The following is a 16,408-nucleotide window of genomic DNA, read 5'->3' on the forward strand; positions in this document are numbered from 1 at the left end:
CTCGAACCCGCGACCCCCGGCGTGACAGGCCGGTATTCTAACCAACTGAACTACCACTCCGCTGTATTGCTCTCTTCAAGTTTTACTACATAAGTAGACGGTACTTAAACCCGTAATTTTACTTTTGAATGTTATTATAAAAGATGTCACGCCTTTTATAGTTAGGCCATTCAAACCTTATTCTTAATTAAAACAATGTTGGCGGAGTGGACGGGACTCGAACCCGCGACCCCCGGCGTGACAGGCCGGTATTCTAACCAACTGAACTACCACTCCGCTGTATTGCTTTTGAATGTTATAATAAAAGATGTCACGCCTTTTATTGTTAGGTCATTCAAACCTTATTCTTTACTTAAACAATGTTGGCGGAGTGGACGGGACTCGAACCCGCGACCCCCGGCGTGACAGGCCGGTATTCTAACCAACTGAACTACCACTCCGCTGTATTGCTTTAAACGTTTAGTAAAACTAGGTGCTTAACCTTTGATTAATTGGCGGAGTGGACGGGACTCGAACCCGCGACCCCCGGCGTGACAGGCCGGTATTCTAACCAACTGAACTACCACTCCGCTTTATAATCAACACATTCTTCAACAAGTCGTTGAATGCGGCGGAGATAATACGGTTAAGACGCAGAGCAGTCAACCACTTTTTTAATATAATTAACTGTATGCACGTTTGATGTACAATACGGCTGAATTACATTCAAAAATGGCTTTATTTAATTGGCTACTCATCATTTTTTGTTCTTTTTACGGCGAGATATAAAGTAAAAGACTAACGCAATAAGGACTATTCCGACGTTTGCAACAGCAATAATAATATAAGTTTGTAGATCTTTTTCACTTTTTGCCCTTTCTTGTTCGACTTTAGCTTCTTGCAACTGCATGGCTAATTGTTTAGCCTTTTCCTCTGCTAGTATAATTTTATCGGTAATAACAACATCCGCTTTGTCTACAGGGGGTGATGTCACTTCACCCTTAGCATTTAAGGTCGGCATCACTAAGCCCACTTTACTTTCTGCATTAAAGGTAAATTGTTCTAACACTAAACGGAATTCGCGGTCGTTAATTGTTTTGCCAAAAACACTCACTTTTATACGATGAATACCTGACTCGGTGTAAGCAAGTTCGTAAGTACGTAAATTACCTTTTTCTTCCAGGATAGAAAATGGTACTTCTTGACGGTCTGGAAAAATAACTTTCCCTTGAAACAAAACACTATCAACATCTACATAAGTAGGGTCGATAGTAAAGATGACCTTGTGAGACTTCCCGACTTCCATTACGGGTTCAACAGAAATGGTAATTGGTGTCTTTTGCAAAATAATGGGTTTTTGTCGTAACTCTCGAGTAGCCATCGGCATAATAACAGAGTAAATAGGTAGCCATTCACCCGGAGCAAAAGCAAGTTCAAATTCGCCAGTAAACACACCATCCTTGGCATACTCATCTAAGTCACGGCCATCATCACGAAACTGCGCTATTTTAATGGGTTCAGCACCAAAATTATCATACGCAGAATTGTTGGTACTAAAAAAATCTACATTGAGGTTAATAACGTCACGAAAGAGTGGATCATCAATAGCTTGTTCTCCGTTATAAAGGTGACCTTCAATTTTTAAGGTTTCTCCCGAGAGGATAACCTCAGGTAAGGGGTCAACTTTAATAGTGACATCAGTGACAACCATAATGTGGCTTTGCGGTAAAATATCACCAATAGCCTGCCAAGGGCCGGGCATTGGATTTTTAATGGTGATTAAATCAAAAGTACGATCATCAAACCAAGTAATTTTATCTTTAGGTAAATTATTAATTTTAATTTTTGTGCCATCAGGGCGCACAAGTATGATGGGTGGCGTGCCACTTCTTCGATAAAATAACAGAGTTATTTCTTCAAGCAAGGCATCTATTTTAAAACGATTCTCAAAATAAGGAATTGCATTGGTAACATTATCTGATTGGTAATAATCAATTTTGGTTTGTTGTCCATAACTTGGTATAGATATCAATAAAGTGGCTGCTACTATGATAATAAAAAGTTTTGACTGACCTATTTGGGCCATATTGGTTCGCTCCCTTTTTCAGCAACAATCGCTAATCTTTCACTATGCTTAATAAGTTCATCGGCAGAAGCTTGGATAACCTTTAATTTTGTTCGTTGAGTGGGTAAACGACGAATAGCATTACTGTCACCTGATCCGCTACCTGCTGATAGATTTAACACAGATTGCTTACGCGTCATCTCTACATAAACAAACGCTAAAAGTTGAGCATCGATTAACGCACCATGATAAGTGCGATCAACTAATTTATCGACACGATAGAAACGCGCTAAATAATCAAGAGTCTTTGGTGAACCAAATTCATCTTTTGAAACATGCAAAGTATCTATGATCGTACACATATCACGAGTGTTGGGAATATTTCGCTTTAATAAAGCAAATTCATTGTCCATAAAACCGATATCAAATTTAGCGTTATGAATAACAAGGCGTGCACCTTTAATAAATTCGATAAAGTCATCAACAACTTGACTAAATAAAGGTTTATCACGAAGGAACTCATTGGTTAATCCGTGAATATTGATAACTTCATGATCCATTTCAAACAATGGATTGATATAAACGTGAAAACTACGGCCAGTTAACTGTCGGTTGATCATTTCAACACAGCCTACTTCAACAATTCGGTGCCCTTCCCTAGGATTAATACCCGTTGTTTCTGTATCTAATATAATTAATCGTTCATCTTGTTTTACAACTTGTTCGTTATTCATTGTGATTTCATCACCTTTTTTTTGGGTCAGGAAGTGGCTCTGGAAACTCAGTAATATTTATTGTAAATTTTTTACTGAGATTTAACATGATTATAAGCGCTCCAACAATAAGAGCTTGGGTGGTTAACCATGCTAATGACAGTAAATGCCAATAAAAAAAGCCAACTAAGCAAATAATCAAATCAAAAAGTAAGGCAAAAGTGAGAATCCCCTTACCATGGCGCCATGATTTTTTAACCCAGTCTTTCGCATTTGGCCGGCGTAAGCTTAAGACAAGGACAACAAAGACACCTAACGCACCAGAGCCTAAACTTAAATAAAACAATGATGTTTCAGGGTATATCCATTGAATAATACCAACACGGTCTTTCATATTGGTTACTGACATTAGCCAAACGACATAACCCCGTAAAATAAAAATCAAAGCTAGGTAGACCCATTTTGATATTTTCAAACAATCAAAATTGTCAAAATCTTGCACTGAATAAGTAGAGTAATTATGTTTACTCATCAATATCATGACCGCGCTTTTTTGTATGCTCTATTCTCAGGTGCTCTTGTGCGGCAGTAATAGCTTTTACTGCTCGGGATCTAAATTCACGATAAAATAAAGTATAAACAACCAGTAAACTGGCAAAAACAAATAACGCAGGATGAAAAAACCAACACATTGCCGCAATAGAAAAATAATAAGAACGTAATCCGTAATTATAAGAATGTGCCGCTTGGTCTTGCACTATTGCCATTTGTTTTGCATAGGCACGCAAGTTTTCATTTTCGCCTAATTCATCATAAGGCGCAGCTCCAATCATGACATTTAAAAAGCCATACTGTCGCATAGACCAAGTAAATTGAAAAAATGACATAATGAAAATAAAAGCTAGTACACCTAATTTTAATTGTATCGCCACATGATTTGGAAAATCGGCATAGGGAATTGAACCTATCACCGCTTCTAAACGTTCGACTTGAGCGAATAGAGTCAATACACCGGCTAAAACTAGTAAAGTTGTTGAAGCAAAAAAAGCAATATTTCGCTCCAAATTTGCTAACAGCGCAGCTTCACCAACACGAATATCTCGCGTCATTAGCTCATTCATCCAATGAATTCTATGTTGATGAAGACATTTGGCGATACAATCAGTGTTTTTTGCCTTAACACGAGCAAACCAGGTGTAACCAATCCAACAAGTTACAAAGCATATAAAGGCAAGAATATCGAGTAAAGTAAATGGCATAATAATGAAGAACTAGATAACAGGCATTCCATTATGCAGGAGAATATTTATAGATTCGAGCTAAATTTTCTACGATTAGTCAGGCAAAAAATGTTAGAAAAAACCATTAATCGTATTCCTTATACAAGTTATCGTAATTCCTTTGACAGAAACTCTAACTTTCTTCACCATCGCCGGTAAATCTATTACTTAAGTTTACCGTCAGTATTGAAGATAAACTTTGTGCAAACACTTTCCTTTGGAGCATCAATGTTCACTGTCAAATTCAGCCATATTTTGACTATTTCCACTTTATTATTTTCTTTTCATTGTAAAGCCAGCGCACAACAGTCAACCCAAATCCCAAGGATTTCCGGTAAAATAACCATAGATGCTAAATTAGATGAAAAACAATGGCGCCATGCAAAAAAAATATTAATCAATAACGTTACTCGTCCATACGACAATATACCTAGTCAAGTTCATACCGAAGCACTATTAATGGAAGATGGCGGTACTTTCTATATTGCTTTTATTGCTCAAGATCCCAACCCAAGCCAAATTAGAGCGTTTTACCGCGATAGAGATCAATCATGGGGTGACGATGTCGTTGGCATAAAAATTGACACTTATAATGACCAACGTTCGGCTTATCGATTTTTAGTCAACCCTTTAGGCTCTCAAATCGACGGTATCGAAAATGAAATAACGAAAAGTGAAAGTGATTCTTGGGATGGCATCTGGGACAGTGCAGGAATAATTAACGATAAAGGCTATATCGTAGAAATGGCTTTACCCCTTCGTATGCTTAACTTTACTGAAAAATCATCATTACAAGATTGGGGCATTGAATTAATGCGTTTTTATCCTAGAAACGAATTTTTTCGTTTCTCAAACGTCCGCCTTGAACGAGATAACGACTGTGAGTTGTGCCAACTTCACACGATTGAAGGCTTTACGGGGGCAAAACAAGGCGATAACTTAACCGTTACGCCTTCACTCGTTACCGGCGTTAATGAAGAAAGAGAAAATAATGAGGATTGGCAGAGTGAAACCAACACAGAAGCTAGCTTAGATGTTCGTTGGGGAATAACACCTGACTGGGTGTTGAATGCCACAATTAATCCAGATTTTTCAACGGTTGAAACAGATAATGCTCAGTTAAATATCAATAATAACTTTACACTTTTCACCCAAGAAAAAAGACCCTTCTTTCTAGATAATGCTGATTACTTTGATTCAAATTATAACCTGATTTATACCCGAAATATTAACTCACCAAACTACGGTGCTAAATTAACCGGTCGAGAAAATGATCACTCCTTTGGTTTATTTGTCACCGATGACGACAGTACCAATATTTTAATCCCCGGTAATAGAGGCTCTTCCATAGCGAGCATCGAAGGCGAATCAAAAGCAAGCGCTTTTCGCTATCGTTACAATTTTAACGAAAACATCACTATGGGGACCGTAAGTACCATACGTACTGCCGAAGATTATCAAAATATAGTACACAGTGTCGGCAGTCAAATTAGACTTTCAACGGCTGATGTCTTTAAGTTTCAAGCGCTTTATTCAACTACAGAATATCCTGATAACTTATTTGAGCAATTTTGTAATGCCGATGATGGCGACGACTCAAGTGAGTCAGACAATTGCTATGCGCCACCAGAAAACATTGACTGTGGCTATAGTCAATGTGATTACAATGAGCAGGTTTTACGGACCTTAAAAGATGATAAGTTTAGTGGTAGCGCATTTAAAACCAGCTATTCTCACAATGACCGAGACTGGTATTACCGCGTAACATACGATCAGCAAAATTCTGGTTTTCGTGGTGATTTAGGCTTTATTCCTAATGTTGACTACAAGCGTTTTTCTGTTGGTGGTGATAGAAAGTGGTATGCGAAACCAGGTGAATGGTGGACGAAATTTAAAATATATTCTGATTGGGATATCACCCATAACGACAATAATGAATTGATTGAAAAAGAATTTGATATCAACGCTCAACTAAATTCAAGTATGAATTCATACTTCCGCTTTTCTTATTCAAACCGTGATTTAGTCGGTTTAAGAAAAGATAAAAGTATTTTAGCCATTGACGGTAACACCACCTTGTTTACCGAAAATCAATTTTCACTCTTCGGTGAAGTTAATCCAATGCTAGGTCTATACTTTAACAGTAACTTTAAATACGGCGATGCCATTGATTATAGAAACAACCGTCTTGGCCGCACTAAACGATGGAGTTCAAAGGTAACCTTAAATGTTGATAAGCATTTAGAATTAAATATCAAACATACCTTTAATCAATTAGATGCCACTAATCATAACGTCGATGCGACCAGTAACAATGTCTTTACTGCAAGATTGACCGATTTTAGAGCAACGTACCAATTTAATGTGTTAAGTTTTTTACGTTTTAGTTTTATTTATAATAATACCAACAGAAATATTAACAATTATATTTACACAGATCCCGAAGATATTACCCAAAGCAGGAAGAACGTCTCAACTGAATTGTTGTACGCCTACAAGTTGAATTCGCAAACAGTTTTCTATTTAGGCTATTCTGATAGACACTACACCGAAGAAGATTTTAGCGACTTAAATCAAAATAAACGTAATCTCTTTATGAAGTTTAGTTATGCTTGGATGAAGTAAAAATAAATAAAAATCCTATCAACTTTTAAGTAAAGTCTCCATTTGGCGACTTTTTTATTGTCTGCTAATAAAAGAGCTAGAATAATTAATGATTGTTTTAACTGCATTTTTTTGACACAATTTATCCAGAGTCACAATATAAAAATAATAATATGTAACCCTGGAGAGAAAATGTTGTTGTTAAGAAGTAGCTACAAAGCCATAGTAGCTAGTATATTTTTACTGTTTTCACAGAATAGTTTTGCTGAACAAAATACCCAAGAAAAAACAATCAATAAAATCGATCATTTATCGATACCTTATGCTAAAACAAAAGTCACTATAGACGGCAACATCAACGAAGAGGAATGGTCTCAGGCATTATCCATAGAACTCAACATTGTTAATTCCCCTTGGAATAATAAGCCTAGCCCGGTTAAAACCACCGCAAAAATATTTGAAAATGGCGAGACCATTTATATCTCTTTTATTGCCCAAGATCCCAACCCAGAAGAAATAATTGCCTACCTAGGTGACCGAGATACACGACTCGAAGACGATGTGGTGGGTATAAAACTCGACACTTACAACAATCGACGATTAAGTTATGAACTTTTTGTTAATCCTTATGGATCTCAAATCGATAGAATAAAAAACGAACTCACCGGTGATGTCAATTCAGCTTGGGATGGTATGTGGCAATCGTTTGGCAAAAGAACCGCGAGTGGTTATCAAGTTGAAATGGCTGTGCCCTACCATGCATTGAACTTTGCTGACACAGATGAAGAAAAAACCTGGGCAATTGAATTTATTCGTCTCTACCCTCGTGACTCTCGCCTACGTATATCTCATATACCGCTCGACCGAGACAATGATTGTTGGTTATGCCAAATACCTGAAGCAAAAGGTTTTAAAGATGCAAAAACCGGTAACAATTTAACAATCACGCCAGCAATAGTGGCAAGTAAAAATGATACTCGTGACATTTACGACCCACAAGATGAATGGCAAAGCGATAACGACACCGAAGCGGGTGTTGACTTACGCTGGGGTATTAATGCCAACACGCTATTAAACGTTACGGTAAACCCAGATTTTTCGACAGTAGAGTCTGATGCCGGACAACTTAGCGTTAATAAAACCTATTCCTTGTTTTATCGCGAAGCTCGTCCTTTCTTTGTAGAAAACTCAGATTATTTCTCTTCAAACTTTAATTTAGTTTATACCAGAAACATTGCCAACCCTGATTATGGTGCAAAATTAACCGGAACTAATGACAATCATACCTATGGTGCTTTTATTAGTCATGACACAGAAACTAATTTTATTGTACCTGGAAATACTGGCTCACGTTTAGAATCGTTAGATGAAGAAAGCCACTCTGGCGCATTTAAATATCGCTACGACTTTTCTGAAGAATTTTCATTAGGTGCAATTAGCACCTTAAGAAAGTCCGATAGTTATCAAAATACTGTTGCCGGTATCAATACCAAATATAAAATGGATGACTCGAATGCTATTCTTGCACAAGTTGTTCATTCAAACAGTGACGATTCAATAGAGGAGTCGACTGATTTTGCCGACCAAGCGGTCAAACTTAGTTATGAGCACAACTCGGAGTATTGGTCGGTAAGTGCTGAACACCAAAAAATAGGTAAAGATTTCCGCGCTGATTTAGGTTTTATGCCCCAAGCTGATTATCAAGATGAGAGATTGTTAGTTGACCGTTTCTTTTACAGTGAAGGCGACAGCTTTTGGCAAGAAGCAAAATTGTCAGGTCAGTGGCAAATTAAACACAATGAAAATGGTGAGTTGCTAGAAAAAAGTTTGGCATCAAGTTTTACGATTGATGGCCCTAAACTTTCACAATTTGATATTATGTTTACCTATGCAGATAAAATAGGCTTACGTAAAAGTGAGTTAAATCAATTAAATGGAGGCATTGCAACAATTGAGTTTGATGACTCTATTGACGGTAATACCGACCGCTTTACTGAAAAGCTTTTGACTATGTTTGCGTATATCAAACCAACAAGATACCTTTATGGTGAAGTTTATTATTCTTTTGGTCAAAAAATAGATTACCAAAATAATCGCCTCGCTGATTATCAAGAAATTTATGCGAACACCCGCCTTAACCCAACCAGTCATTTAGAAATTGATTTTTCTTATACTTATGAAACTCTCGATACCAGTCAAGGTAATGTATACGATGCGAACTTAGTGGAATTAAGAGTTTCTTACCAATTTGATGTGAACAGTTATCTTAAATTAAATGTTGTTTACTACGATGTAGATAAAAATCCAGATAATAATATCTCAGCTTATTCGAAGACCAATAGTGATTTATCAACACAATTAATTTATAGCTATAAGCTTAATCCACAGACGGTATTTTTCTTAGGGTATTCAGACAATAGCTATCAAGATGACGACTTAACTACGTTAAGGCGTGGCGAACGTACTTTGTTTACTAAAGTTAGCTACGCTTGGATGCCTTAGCGCCTTATTAATCGATAAATAAGTTTAGTTTGATAACGGTTATCAAACTAAACTTTAGTTTCACACTGCGACGTTAACAAAAACTCTGGCTGTTGTTTATCTGCGGTATATTAGCGCTATTAAAACGATTCATTAACACATCGTTTCATCTATCAATTACCAATTATCAATTATCAATCAATCAAAACTTCTATTTGCCTTCTGCCATGTTCTGTAACAGTAGCAATCGTTGTTGTTCCTGCTGAGAAGCTTGATAAGGTAAACCGCTTAAACTGTTGACTGCAAAATCTTTTATAGGATGTTCATCAATTGAACTATCACCGTACTTGGTTGGTTTACCGGGAGCGGGTGACATTAATTCGATTGAGAAAGTTGATAAGTAAAATGGCGCTTGCCTGCCTTGTAATACTGACTGGTGAGCTTTTAAATAAAGATGACTATTGCCCTTATTGAGTTTTGCTTTGCTAACTAAGTGGGCGATGGGTTGGTAATTGGCATCAAATAAGTTTGCCCGCATTCTATATAGGCCTTGCTCTCTAGTCGTCAAATTAGCTTTTAATACCATATCAGCATCTTCATTGTAGGCCGGTTCAAAACTTTCTAGGGTAGCAACTGAATCAACATATTTAAGTGCTAGGGTAATATTAATATTCTTACCATTAATTTTCGCCTTAATCGATGCTTGCAATTCTCGTGGCAAATCTCTTTTACCGGTAAAGTGTGAATGCCAGTTTTCTTCACCCTGTTCAAATTGACTGGTCAATAAAACTTTACCTGTTTTGATATCAACAAGTTGTAGCTCTGCGCCGGTAATATTTTCACCGGTTAGTGTCGCAAAAACGATTTCGGGATAGGTATATCGATATTTTGATAATGCGGCGCTTACTTGAGTGCCATTGTCGTCAACTAACATAGATTGGGGATTAAAAAAATTAGGGGTTAAGCGGTCAAAATCTTTATCCGTTAAAGGTTGTGAATAGGGTGGATAAGTTAACTCTGCCGCATACGCTTGTGCAACGAGTACTGCAGAATCGTTTGAAGTGATTTTATTAACTGTAGCCGCGAGCGAACTATTATTACTTGGCGGCTGTTCTGGCAAGCTAGTTGTCTTAATTGGAATTGTTTTTTTCAAGGGGTCATTAACAATCGTAAATTGTTGCGGTATTGATGGCCAAAATAGCCAGACAACAACGGCGATAATAGATATAACACTGAGTTGTTTTAACAATGATTTTTTTTTCATAACGGCTTTACTCTTTTGCCAAGACACTGTTGATTTTCCTTGATTAACCTAGAAAACCAACAGCCTTAACTATATTATTTAATTCGGAATCGCGTCATAAATGAGCGTTGACATACTGTCATCATTCGAATTTTCAACATAAAGATAATTACTTTTCCAAAGCCACCAGCCAGTCGTTTTAGTATAAGTGTCAAAGTAAATGCTTTCTCCTGACAGTAGGTTTTTCTGATTACTTGCTGCCGTCACTTTACCTTGCTGTTGTGGCTCAAGTAACGAACCATGACTATAAGCTTTACCCATAAGCATTGGATAATGGTATGGCATAAAACCATTAACGGCATTACCTTGCTGTGCTATTTTACCATTTAACGCGATACCGGTACTGCAGCTGCCGTATCTTGCTTGGCGATTAGCCCCGCAAGAGGAGTGCGTACCAACAACACCGTCGTCATTACCTTGAATAAATGGGCTAGTAACCCCTAAATACTCACTTGCATCACCAACAAAGCGTAGACGTGGGATCCTCGCATCAGGTAATGGTGCAAGTTGTCTAGCGTTATTGACTTTTAAATCATTAAGTACACCCATTTCATCGCCAAGATCGCCGCCAAGCCAAGCCTCTAATGCTGCCTCAATGACAAAAGACCACGTTTCTGTACCCTCAGCAACACTTACCGCCACATCAGCAAGTTCACTGCCACCACCTGCGCCAGCAATGTCAAAGGTCGCAACAATATTCAGTGGTGCTAATCCGGCATTTTCCAACCAAGTTTCTTGGTTATCAATAATATACCGTGCCACTAAATCACCGGTTGAATGTGTTACAAAGATGCAACCCGGTGTACAAAAGTTACTTTCAGAAAATGATTTTAACTTTGGCCAAACATAGTCAGTGGCTATTTTACCTTCAATTCGTTCATATGAAGGCCAGTCAATACGGGCATCACTGAGGTTATTCCAATAGCCTTGCCAGTAATTTTGACCACTCGCCGTAACGTCACCGTCAATAATAAGTTGTTGTGGCTGAAAGCCATGGATAAGTACTATCTTATATTCTTTACTATACGAAGCTGCTGAGCAGAATGTCAGGCATATCCCTGCTACAACCGTTATACGTTTGATTATATTCATTATTTCCCCAAATTATTTTTAAATTTTATTTTATAATTATATTTTTACGTCTTATTTTTATTGGTACTACAACTCATCGGACGTTCGACCAGTTAAAATGATAATAGTCCAATGACTATTTATTAGTCAATGGCTAATTATTTATAATTTTGATAGTTTATTGATAAGTTATTAACAGTTTATTGATAGTAAAAACAAGGACACTTTCAGTAAAGATCAATAAATTTATAATAATACCATTTAAAAAGAGACAAATTAATTCAAGCGCTTAACACCTTTTACTCATCAGCTCAAACGAGGTATCATTAGTATTTTATTAGCAATAATAATAAAAAATAAAAGTAGGTTATTATCAAAAAGAACGATAATTAAAGGCAAACGACACACTAATTTAACTTAAAAGGCATTTCTATATTCTTTTTTTGTATATAAGTTAACAAAATATCACTTCTTTTATTTTTATAAAGCGCTAACCTTGTGCTATTAAAGTAAATAAAGCTTTATTAAGGAGCTACCATGACTACAATATTTGAAGATAACTCAACCACTATCGGTAAAACACCTTTAGTAAAACTTAACCGTGTAACAACCGGTAATGTTTTTGCAAAGATAGAATCAAGAAATCCAAGTGCGAGTATTAAGTGTCGTATTGGCGCAAACATGATCTGGGATGCAGAGAAGAAAGGCTTATTAACGCCTGGTAAAGTAATCGTTGAACCAACAAGTGGTAATACTGGCATAGCCCTTGCCTTTGTTGCAGCAGCTCGAGGTTATGGCATTACGTTAACTATGCCACACACCATGAGTTTAGAACGCAGAAAATTATTAGCGGCTTTAGGGGCTAAACTTGAATTGACCGATGGCGCTAAAGGTATGAACGGGGCTATAGCTAAAGCGCAAGAAATTAAAAATTCAGATCCAGACAAGTATGTTTTATTGGGGCAATTCGACAACCCTGCCAATCCTGAGATCCATGAAAAAACGACCGGTCCAGAGATCTGGGCAGATACCGATGGTAAGATTGATATTTTTGTTGCTGGCGTTGGAACAGGCGGTACCATTACCGGTGTTAGTCGTTATATCAAAAATATTGCCGGCAAAAACATTATGTCTGTAGCTGTTGAGCCTACTGACTCACCGGTTATTAGCCAAAAAATGGCGGGTGAGGCATTAACACCTGGCCCACATAAAATTCAAGGTATTGGTGCTGGTTTTATTCCTGGCAACTTAGACTTAAGCATGATTGATGCTGTTGAAAAAGTGACCAACGATGAAGCAATGGCAATGTGTCACCGCCTAATGAAAGAAGAAGGTATTCTTGCGGGTATTTCTTCAGGTGCCGCGGTTGTTGCCGCTAAACGTTTAGCTGAGAAGCCTGAAAACAAAGATAAAAATATCGTTGTTATTTTAGCAAGTTCCGCTGAACGTTACTTATCAAGTCCATTATTTAGTGATGAGTTCACTGATAAAGAACTTGTACAATAATATTGACATCACCAAAATAAAAAAGACGCTAAGGCGTCTTTTTTTGTTTTATCAATCTGCAATAAAGCGAGCAATCGCTGGATGAATTAAGCCACTATGGCTTACCGGTCCCATATGTCCAGTTGGAAAATGTTGATGTTCAATATTGGGTAAGCTGGCTTTAATTTGATTGGCTAATGATTGGCTCAGTTCAGGACTGTGTTCCCCTGTCATCATTAACACTTTACAAGTAAGACCACTTAAATCAATTAAGGTATATTTCTCTGATATTAAACCTTTAAAGTCTAAACTCACCTTAGGCATATCTCTTGCCATTATATCCTGTACTTTTTGTGGTAGTGCTTTGAAAAAACCTGCTTGGTTCCAAAAATCAGTGAATATCTCTGCAGCCTGATACTTATCATCGATATTAACTTTGTTAGCAAAGTTATCCGCTAACATTCGAGCGTCACTATTTTGTTCAAGTAAATGAAACGCAACTGGCTCATATAAAGAAAGACTTAATATTTTTTCTGGATTCTCTATGGCTAGCTTTAAGGCAATCGCGCCGCCACAAGAATGCCCGACCAAATGGAAAGACTGATGTTGAGCAACATGAGTAATAATTTTTTTAATACGGTTAATTTCAACATCAAAATTATAATTTAACTCATCAGAGACTTTCTCCGCATTACCATAACTGAGCAAATCAATATTGATGACTAAGTAGTGAGGTTCAAGCAGTTTGACTAAGGGTTGCCATTGTCTGGCTGAACTTAGCGAACTATGAAGAAGTACAACCGGTGTTCCCTGCCCTGAAATATAGGCACCTTTTAGTAGATTATTTATGGTCATTGCAGCTATTTATTAGCGATAAAACACCATTATCAGCTTAATCGAACAAATGTCAAAGTGAAATAACACTCAGTCTATTGCTGCGCAATTACAAAAGATACGGCTATAAAAGTTTACAAAGTAAATAAATAAAAATTCACACTTTTGCTGACATTAAATTATTTAATGTGATAGAAATTGATTAACTCAAATTTTCAACGAAATTAACTTAACGCCGTTTTGAGAAAATCGTCTGAAAAAATACAATAATAAAGAGTATTCATGGATATAAATCTTCAAGGTAAAAGCGCATTGGTCTGTGGTTCAAGTCAAGGGATCGGTAAAGCCTGTGCAATTGAACTTGCTCACTTAGGCGCTAACGTCACACTATTCTCACGTAATCAAGCAGCCCTAGAATTAGTCAAAGCTGAGCTTGATATATCACAAGACCAAAAGCACCAAGTATTAATCGCTGACTTTTCGAATACAGAACAAGTAAAAACCGTGATCAATGCGCATATTAACGCGTCGGGTGGTTATGATATTTTAATCAATAATACTGGTGGCCCCGCACCTGGCGCGGCCAATGAGGCTGGTGTCGATGAATTTATCAACGCCTTCAATTTACATTTAGTGTCTAACCATCACTTGGTTCAAGCGCTTATCCCTCGTATGAAAGAAAAGCAATATGGCCGTATTATCAATGTTATTTCTACGTCTGTTAAGCAACCGCTCAATGGCCTAGGTGTTTCTAATACCATACGTGGTGCAGTGGCTAGCTGGGCGAAAACCTTAGCAAATGAATTGGGTGAATTTGGTATTACTGTCAATAATGTCTTACCCGGGGCTACAGCAACCGCTCGTTTGGATGCCATTATTTCGGGGAAAGCCAAGAAACAAAACATTTCAATTGAACAGGCTACGCTTAACGAAAAAGCAATTATTCCAATGCGCCGTTTTGCTAAACCCGAAGAATTTGCAGCTGCGGCCGCTTTTTTAGCATCCCCTGCTGCGGGCTATATCACAGGTATTAACTTACCCGTCGATGGTGGCAGAACCTCGTGCTTATAAGGTTTACTTTAATAAACAATAGCTAGAGGAATAATAATGCTCAATGCGAATAATATTATTGAAAACTTTATTGATGGCGAATATCAAGCGCCCATCAATAATAATTATTTAGATAATATTGAGCCAGCCACGGGGCTAGTTTACAGCCAAATACCCAATAGTGATATCGCTGATGTTGAACAAGCTGTTGCAGCAGCAGAGCTTGCCCTGCCCGCATGGCGGGCCTTGGATTTAGAACAACGTGCCGACTATTTAATTGCCATAGCACAAGAAATTGAAAATCAACTTGAATCCTTAGCACTTGCCGAAGCCACAGACAATGGTAAACCGGTTTCTTTAGCGCGAATGGTAGATATTCCACGTGCGGCAAGTAACTTTAAATTCTTTGCTCATGCCTGTTCACAATTTGCTAGTGAATCTCATGCGATTGCTCATACGGCAATCAATTACACCTTGCGCCAACCTGTTGGTATTGTCGGCTGTATTTCCCCTTGGAATTTACCGCTGTATTTATTTACTTGGAAAATAGCACCAGCTCTGGCTACAGGTAATTGCGTAATTGCTAAACCCTCTGAAATAACCCCAAAAACGGCGGCAATGCTCGGCGCTATTTGTCTAAAAGTCGGTTTGCCTAAAGGTGTTTTAAATATATTACACGGAACAGGTGCACGTGTTGGCGCTGCAATATGTAACCACCCTAAAATTAAAGCGATCTCATTCACTGGTGGCTCCGCAACGGGTGCAGCAATAGCAACTCAGCTTGCACCAAAATTTAAAAAGTTATCATTAGAACTAGGTGGAAAAAACCCCGCCTTAATCTTTGATGACTGTCATTTTGAAAGTACCGTTGAAGAAGTTTTCCGCGCCAGCTTTGCCAATCAAGGTCAAATCTGTTTATGTGCTTCACGCCTATATATTCAGCGGGGCATATATGAGAAATTCAAAGCCGCATTAGTAGCAAAAGCACAAGCCCTTGTGCCACAAGACCCTTTACTTAATGAAACAAAAATGGGCGCGATTGTCTCCAAAGCTCACTTAGAAAAAGTACTTGGCTATATTGATTTAGCTAAAAAAGAAGGGGGTACTATTTTAGCGGGCGGTGAACAAGTGCTATTACCGGGTCGCTGTGAACAAGGTTATTTTTTACAACCGACTATCATTGAAGGCTTAAGTAATAATGCGAGTTGCAACCAGCAAGAGATCTTTGGTCCTGTTATTACCTTACAAATGTTTGATACTGACGAACAAGTACTAGCACTTGCCAACGAAAGCCAATATGGCTTAGCGGCGACTATTTGGACGCAAAATATTAATAGAGCGCATCAACTCGCTGAACAAATAAATACCGGAATTGTGTGGATAAATTGTTGGTTACTACGTGATTTACGAACGCCTTTTGGTGGTATGAATCATTCAGGTATTGGCCGAGAAGGTGGTTTAGAAGCCATGCGATTTTTTACTGAACCCAAAAATGTATGCATAAAATACTCATAGGTTCAAACTAAATAAATAAATACCATAA

12 protein-coding genes and 3 tRNA genes are annotated in these 16,408 nt (G+C 37.7%); 5 read left to right on the forward strand and 10 right to left on the reverse strand.

All coding sequences use genetic code 11. The features are described from left to right. Positions 1–199: 199 nt before the first annotated feature. The 7 genes from H4J67_RS14985 to H4J67_RS15015 form a co-directional block, all read right to left on the reverse strand. A tRNA-Asp gene (locus H4J67_RS14985) sits at positions 200–276 on the reverse strand. A gap of 87 nt (positions 277–363) precedes the next feature. Then, positions 364–440: transfer RNA gene (locus tag H4J67_RS14990), tRNA-Asp, on the reverse strand. A 52-nt stretch (positions 441–492) separates the two neighbouring features. Continuing rightward, positions 493–569, reverse strand: a tRNA-Asp gene (locus H4J67_RS14995). Positions 570–736: 167 nt separating this feature from the next. Continuing rightward, positions 737–2,065, reverse strand: a complete 1,329-nt coding sequence (locus tag H4J67_RS15000) for a TIGR03503 family protein (RefSeq protein WP_182173002.1) — start codon at positions 2,063–2,065, stop codon at positions 737–739. Further along, the gene (gene dnaQ, locus H4J67_RS15005; protein WP_182172999.1) at positions 2,053–2,778 is read right to left on the reverse strand and encodes a DNA polymerase III subunit epsilon; all 726 of its coding nucleotides are present in this window, start codon (positions 2,776–2,778) and stop codon (positions 2,053–2,055) included. The genes H4J67_RS15000 and dnaQ overlap by 13 nt, the downstream gene beginning before the upstream one ends. A 10-nt stretch (positions 2,779–2,788) precedes the next feature. Further along, a complete protein-coding gene (locus H4J67_RS15010) occupies positions 2,789–3,289 on the reverse strand; it encodes a DUF2919 family protein (RefSeq protein ID WP_182172996.1) in 501 nt (166 codons plus the stop codon). Next, on the reverse strand, positions 3,282–4,016 hold the full coding sequence (locus H4J67_RS15015; RefSeq protein WP_182172993.1) for a DUF599 domain-containing protein: 735 nt from the start codon (positions 4,014–4,016) through the stop codon (positions 3,282–3,284). The genes H4J67_RS15010 and H4J67_RS15015 overlap by 8 nt, the downstream gene beginning before the upstream one ends. Positions 4,017–4,265: 249 nt before the next feature. Between H4J67_RS15015 and H4J67_RS15020 the strand changes: the two genes are divergently transcribed. Continuing rightward, positions 4,266–6,662 carry a carbohydrate binding family 9 domain-containing protein gene (locus H4J67_RS15020; protein WP_182172990.1) on the forward strand — a complete coding sequence of 799 codons (2,397 nt, stop codon included), beginning with the start codon at positions 4,266–4,268 and terminating at the stop codon, positions 6,660–6,662. Between the two features lie 171 nt (positions 6,663–6,833). Next, positions 6,834–9,143, forward strand: a complete 2,310-nt coding sequence (locus H4J67_RS15025; RefSeq protein ID WP_182172987.1) for a carbohydrate binding family 9 domain-containing protein — start codon at positions 6,834–6,836, stop codon at positions 9,141–9,143. Positions 9,144–9,333: 190 nt separating this feature from the next. Here H4J67_RS15025 and H4J67_RS15030 read toward each other — a convergent pair whose 3' ends face one another. Then, positions 9,334–10,413, reverse strand: a complete 1,080-nt coding sequence (locus tag H4J67_RS15030; RefSeq protein ID WP_220471661.1) for a hypothetical protein — start codon at positions 10,411–10,413, stop codon at positions 9,334–9,336. Between the two features lie 51 nt (positions 10,414–10,464). Further along, entirely contained in the window at positions 10,465–11,517 is a 1,053-nt protein-coding gene (locus tag H4J67_RS15035; RefSeq protein WP_182172982.1) for a hypothetical protein, read from the reverse strand. Positions 11,518–12,033: 516 nt separating this feature from the next. On the opposite strand from H4J67_RS15035, the gene cysK reads away from it, so the two are divergent. After that, a complete protein-coding gene (gene cysK, locus H4J67_RS15040; RefSeq protein ID WP_182172979.1) occupies positions 12,034–13,002 on the forward strand; it encodes a cysteine synthase A in 969 nt (322 codons plus the stop codon). Between the two features lie 51 nt (positions 13,003–13,053). On the opposite strand, the gene H4J67_RS15045 is transcribed toward cysK, so the two are convergent. Continuing rightward, positions 13,054–13,836, reverse strand: coding sequence for an alpha/beta fold hydrolase (locus tag H4J67_RS15045; protein ID WP_182172976.1), 783 nt, complete (start codon positions 13,834–13,836; stop codon positions 13,054–13,056). 261 nt (positions 13,837–14,097) lie between these two features. Between H4J67_RS15045 and H4J67_RS15050 the strand changes: the two genes are divergently transcribed. Then, positions 14,098–14,886, forward strand: coding sequence for an SDR family oxidoreductase (locus tag H4J67_RS15050; RefSeq protein WP_182172973.1), 789 nt, complete (start codon positions 14,098–14,100; stop codon positions 14,884–14,886). A 36-nt stretch (positions 14,887–14,922) separates the two neighbouring features. Then, entirely contained in the window at positions 14,923–16,380 is a 1,458-nt protein-coding gene (locus H4J67_RS15055; RefSeq protein WP_182172970.1) for an aldehyde dehydrogenase, read from the forward strand. The last annotated feature ends 28 nt before the right edge of the window (positions 16,381–16,408 follow it).

Origin of the sequence: Colwellia sp. BRX10-4, from assembly GCF_014077465.1 — a bacterium.
Classification (GTDB): Bacteria; Pseudomonadota; Gammaproteobacteria; order Enterobacterales; family Alteromonadaceae; genus Colwellia_A.

What these genes read in the sequence shown, in the direction of transcription:
- H4J67_RS15000 (WP_182173002.1), bottom strand. Translation starts at nt 2,065, where the DNA reads ATGGCCCAAATAGGTCAGTCAAAACTTTTTATTATCATAGTAGCAGCC.
- dnaQ (WP_182172999.1), bottom strand. Translation starts at nt 2,778, where the DNA reads ATGAATAACGAACAAGTTGTAAAACAAGATGAACGATTAATTATATTA.
- H4J67_RS15010 (WP_182172996.1), bottom strand. Translation starts at nt 3,289, where the DNA reads ATGAGTAAACATAATTACTCTACTTATTCAGTGCAAGATTTTGACAAT.
- H4J67_RS15015 (WP_182172993.1), bottom strand. Translation starts at nt 4,016, where the DNA reads ATGCCATTTACTTTACTCGATATTCTTGCCTTTATATGCTTTGTAACT.
- H4J67_RS15020 (WP_182172990.1), top strand. Translation starts at nt 4,266, where the DNA reads ATGTTCACTGTCAAATTCAGCCATATTTTGACTATTTCCACTTTATTA.
- H4J67_RS15025 (WP_182172987.1), top strand. Translation starts at nt 6,834, where the DNA reads ATGTTGTTGTTAAGAAGTAGCTACAAAGCCATAGTAGCTAGTATATTT.
- H4J67_RS15035 (WP_182172982.1), bottom strand. Translation starts at nt 11,517, where the DNA reads ATGAATATAATCAAACGTATAACGGTTGTAGCAGGGATATGCCTGACA.
- cysK (WP_182172979.1), top strand. Translation starts at nt 12,034, where the DNA reads ATGACTACAATATTTGAAGATAACTCAACCACTATCGGTAAAACACCT.
- H4J67_RS15045 (WP_182172976.1), bottom strand. Translation starts at nt 13,836, where the DNA reads ATGACCATAAATAATCTACTAAAAGGTGCCTATATTTCAGGGCAGGGA.
- H4J67_RS15050 (WP_182172973.1), top strand. Translation starts at nt 14,098, where the DNA reads ATGGATATAAATCTTCAAGGTAAAAGCGCATTGGTCTGTGGTTCAAGT.
- H4J67_RS15055 (WP_182172970.1), top strand. Translation starts at nt 14,923, where the DNA reads ATGCTCAATGCGAATAATATTATTGAAAACTTTATTGATGGCGAATAT.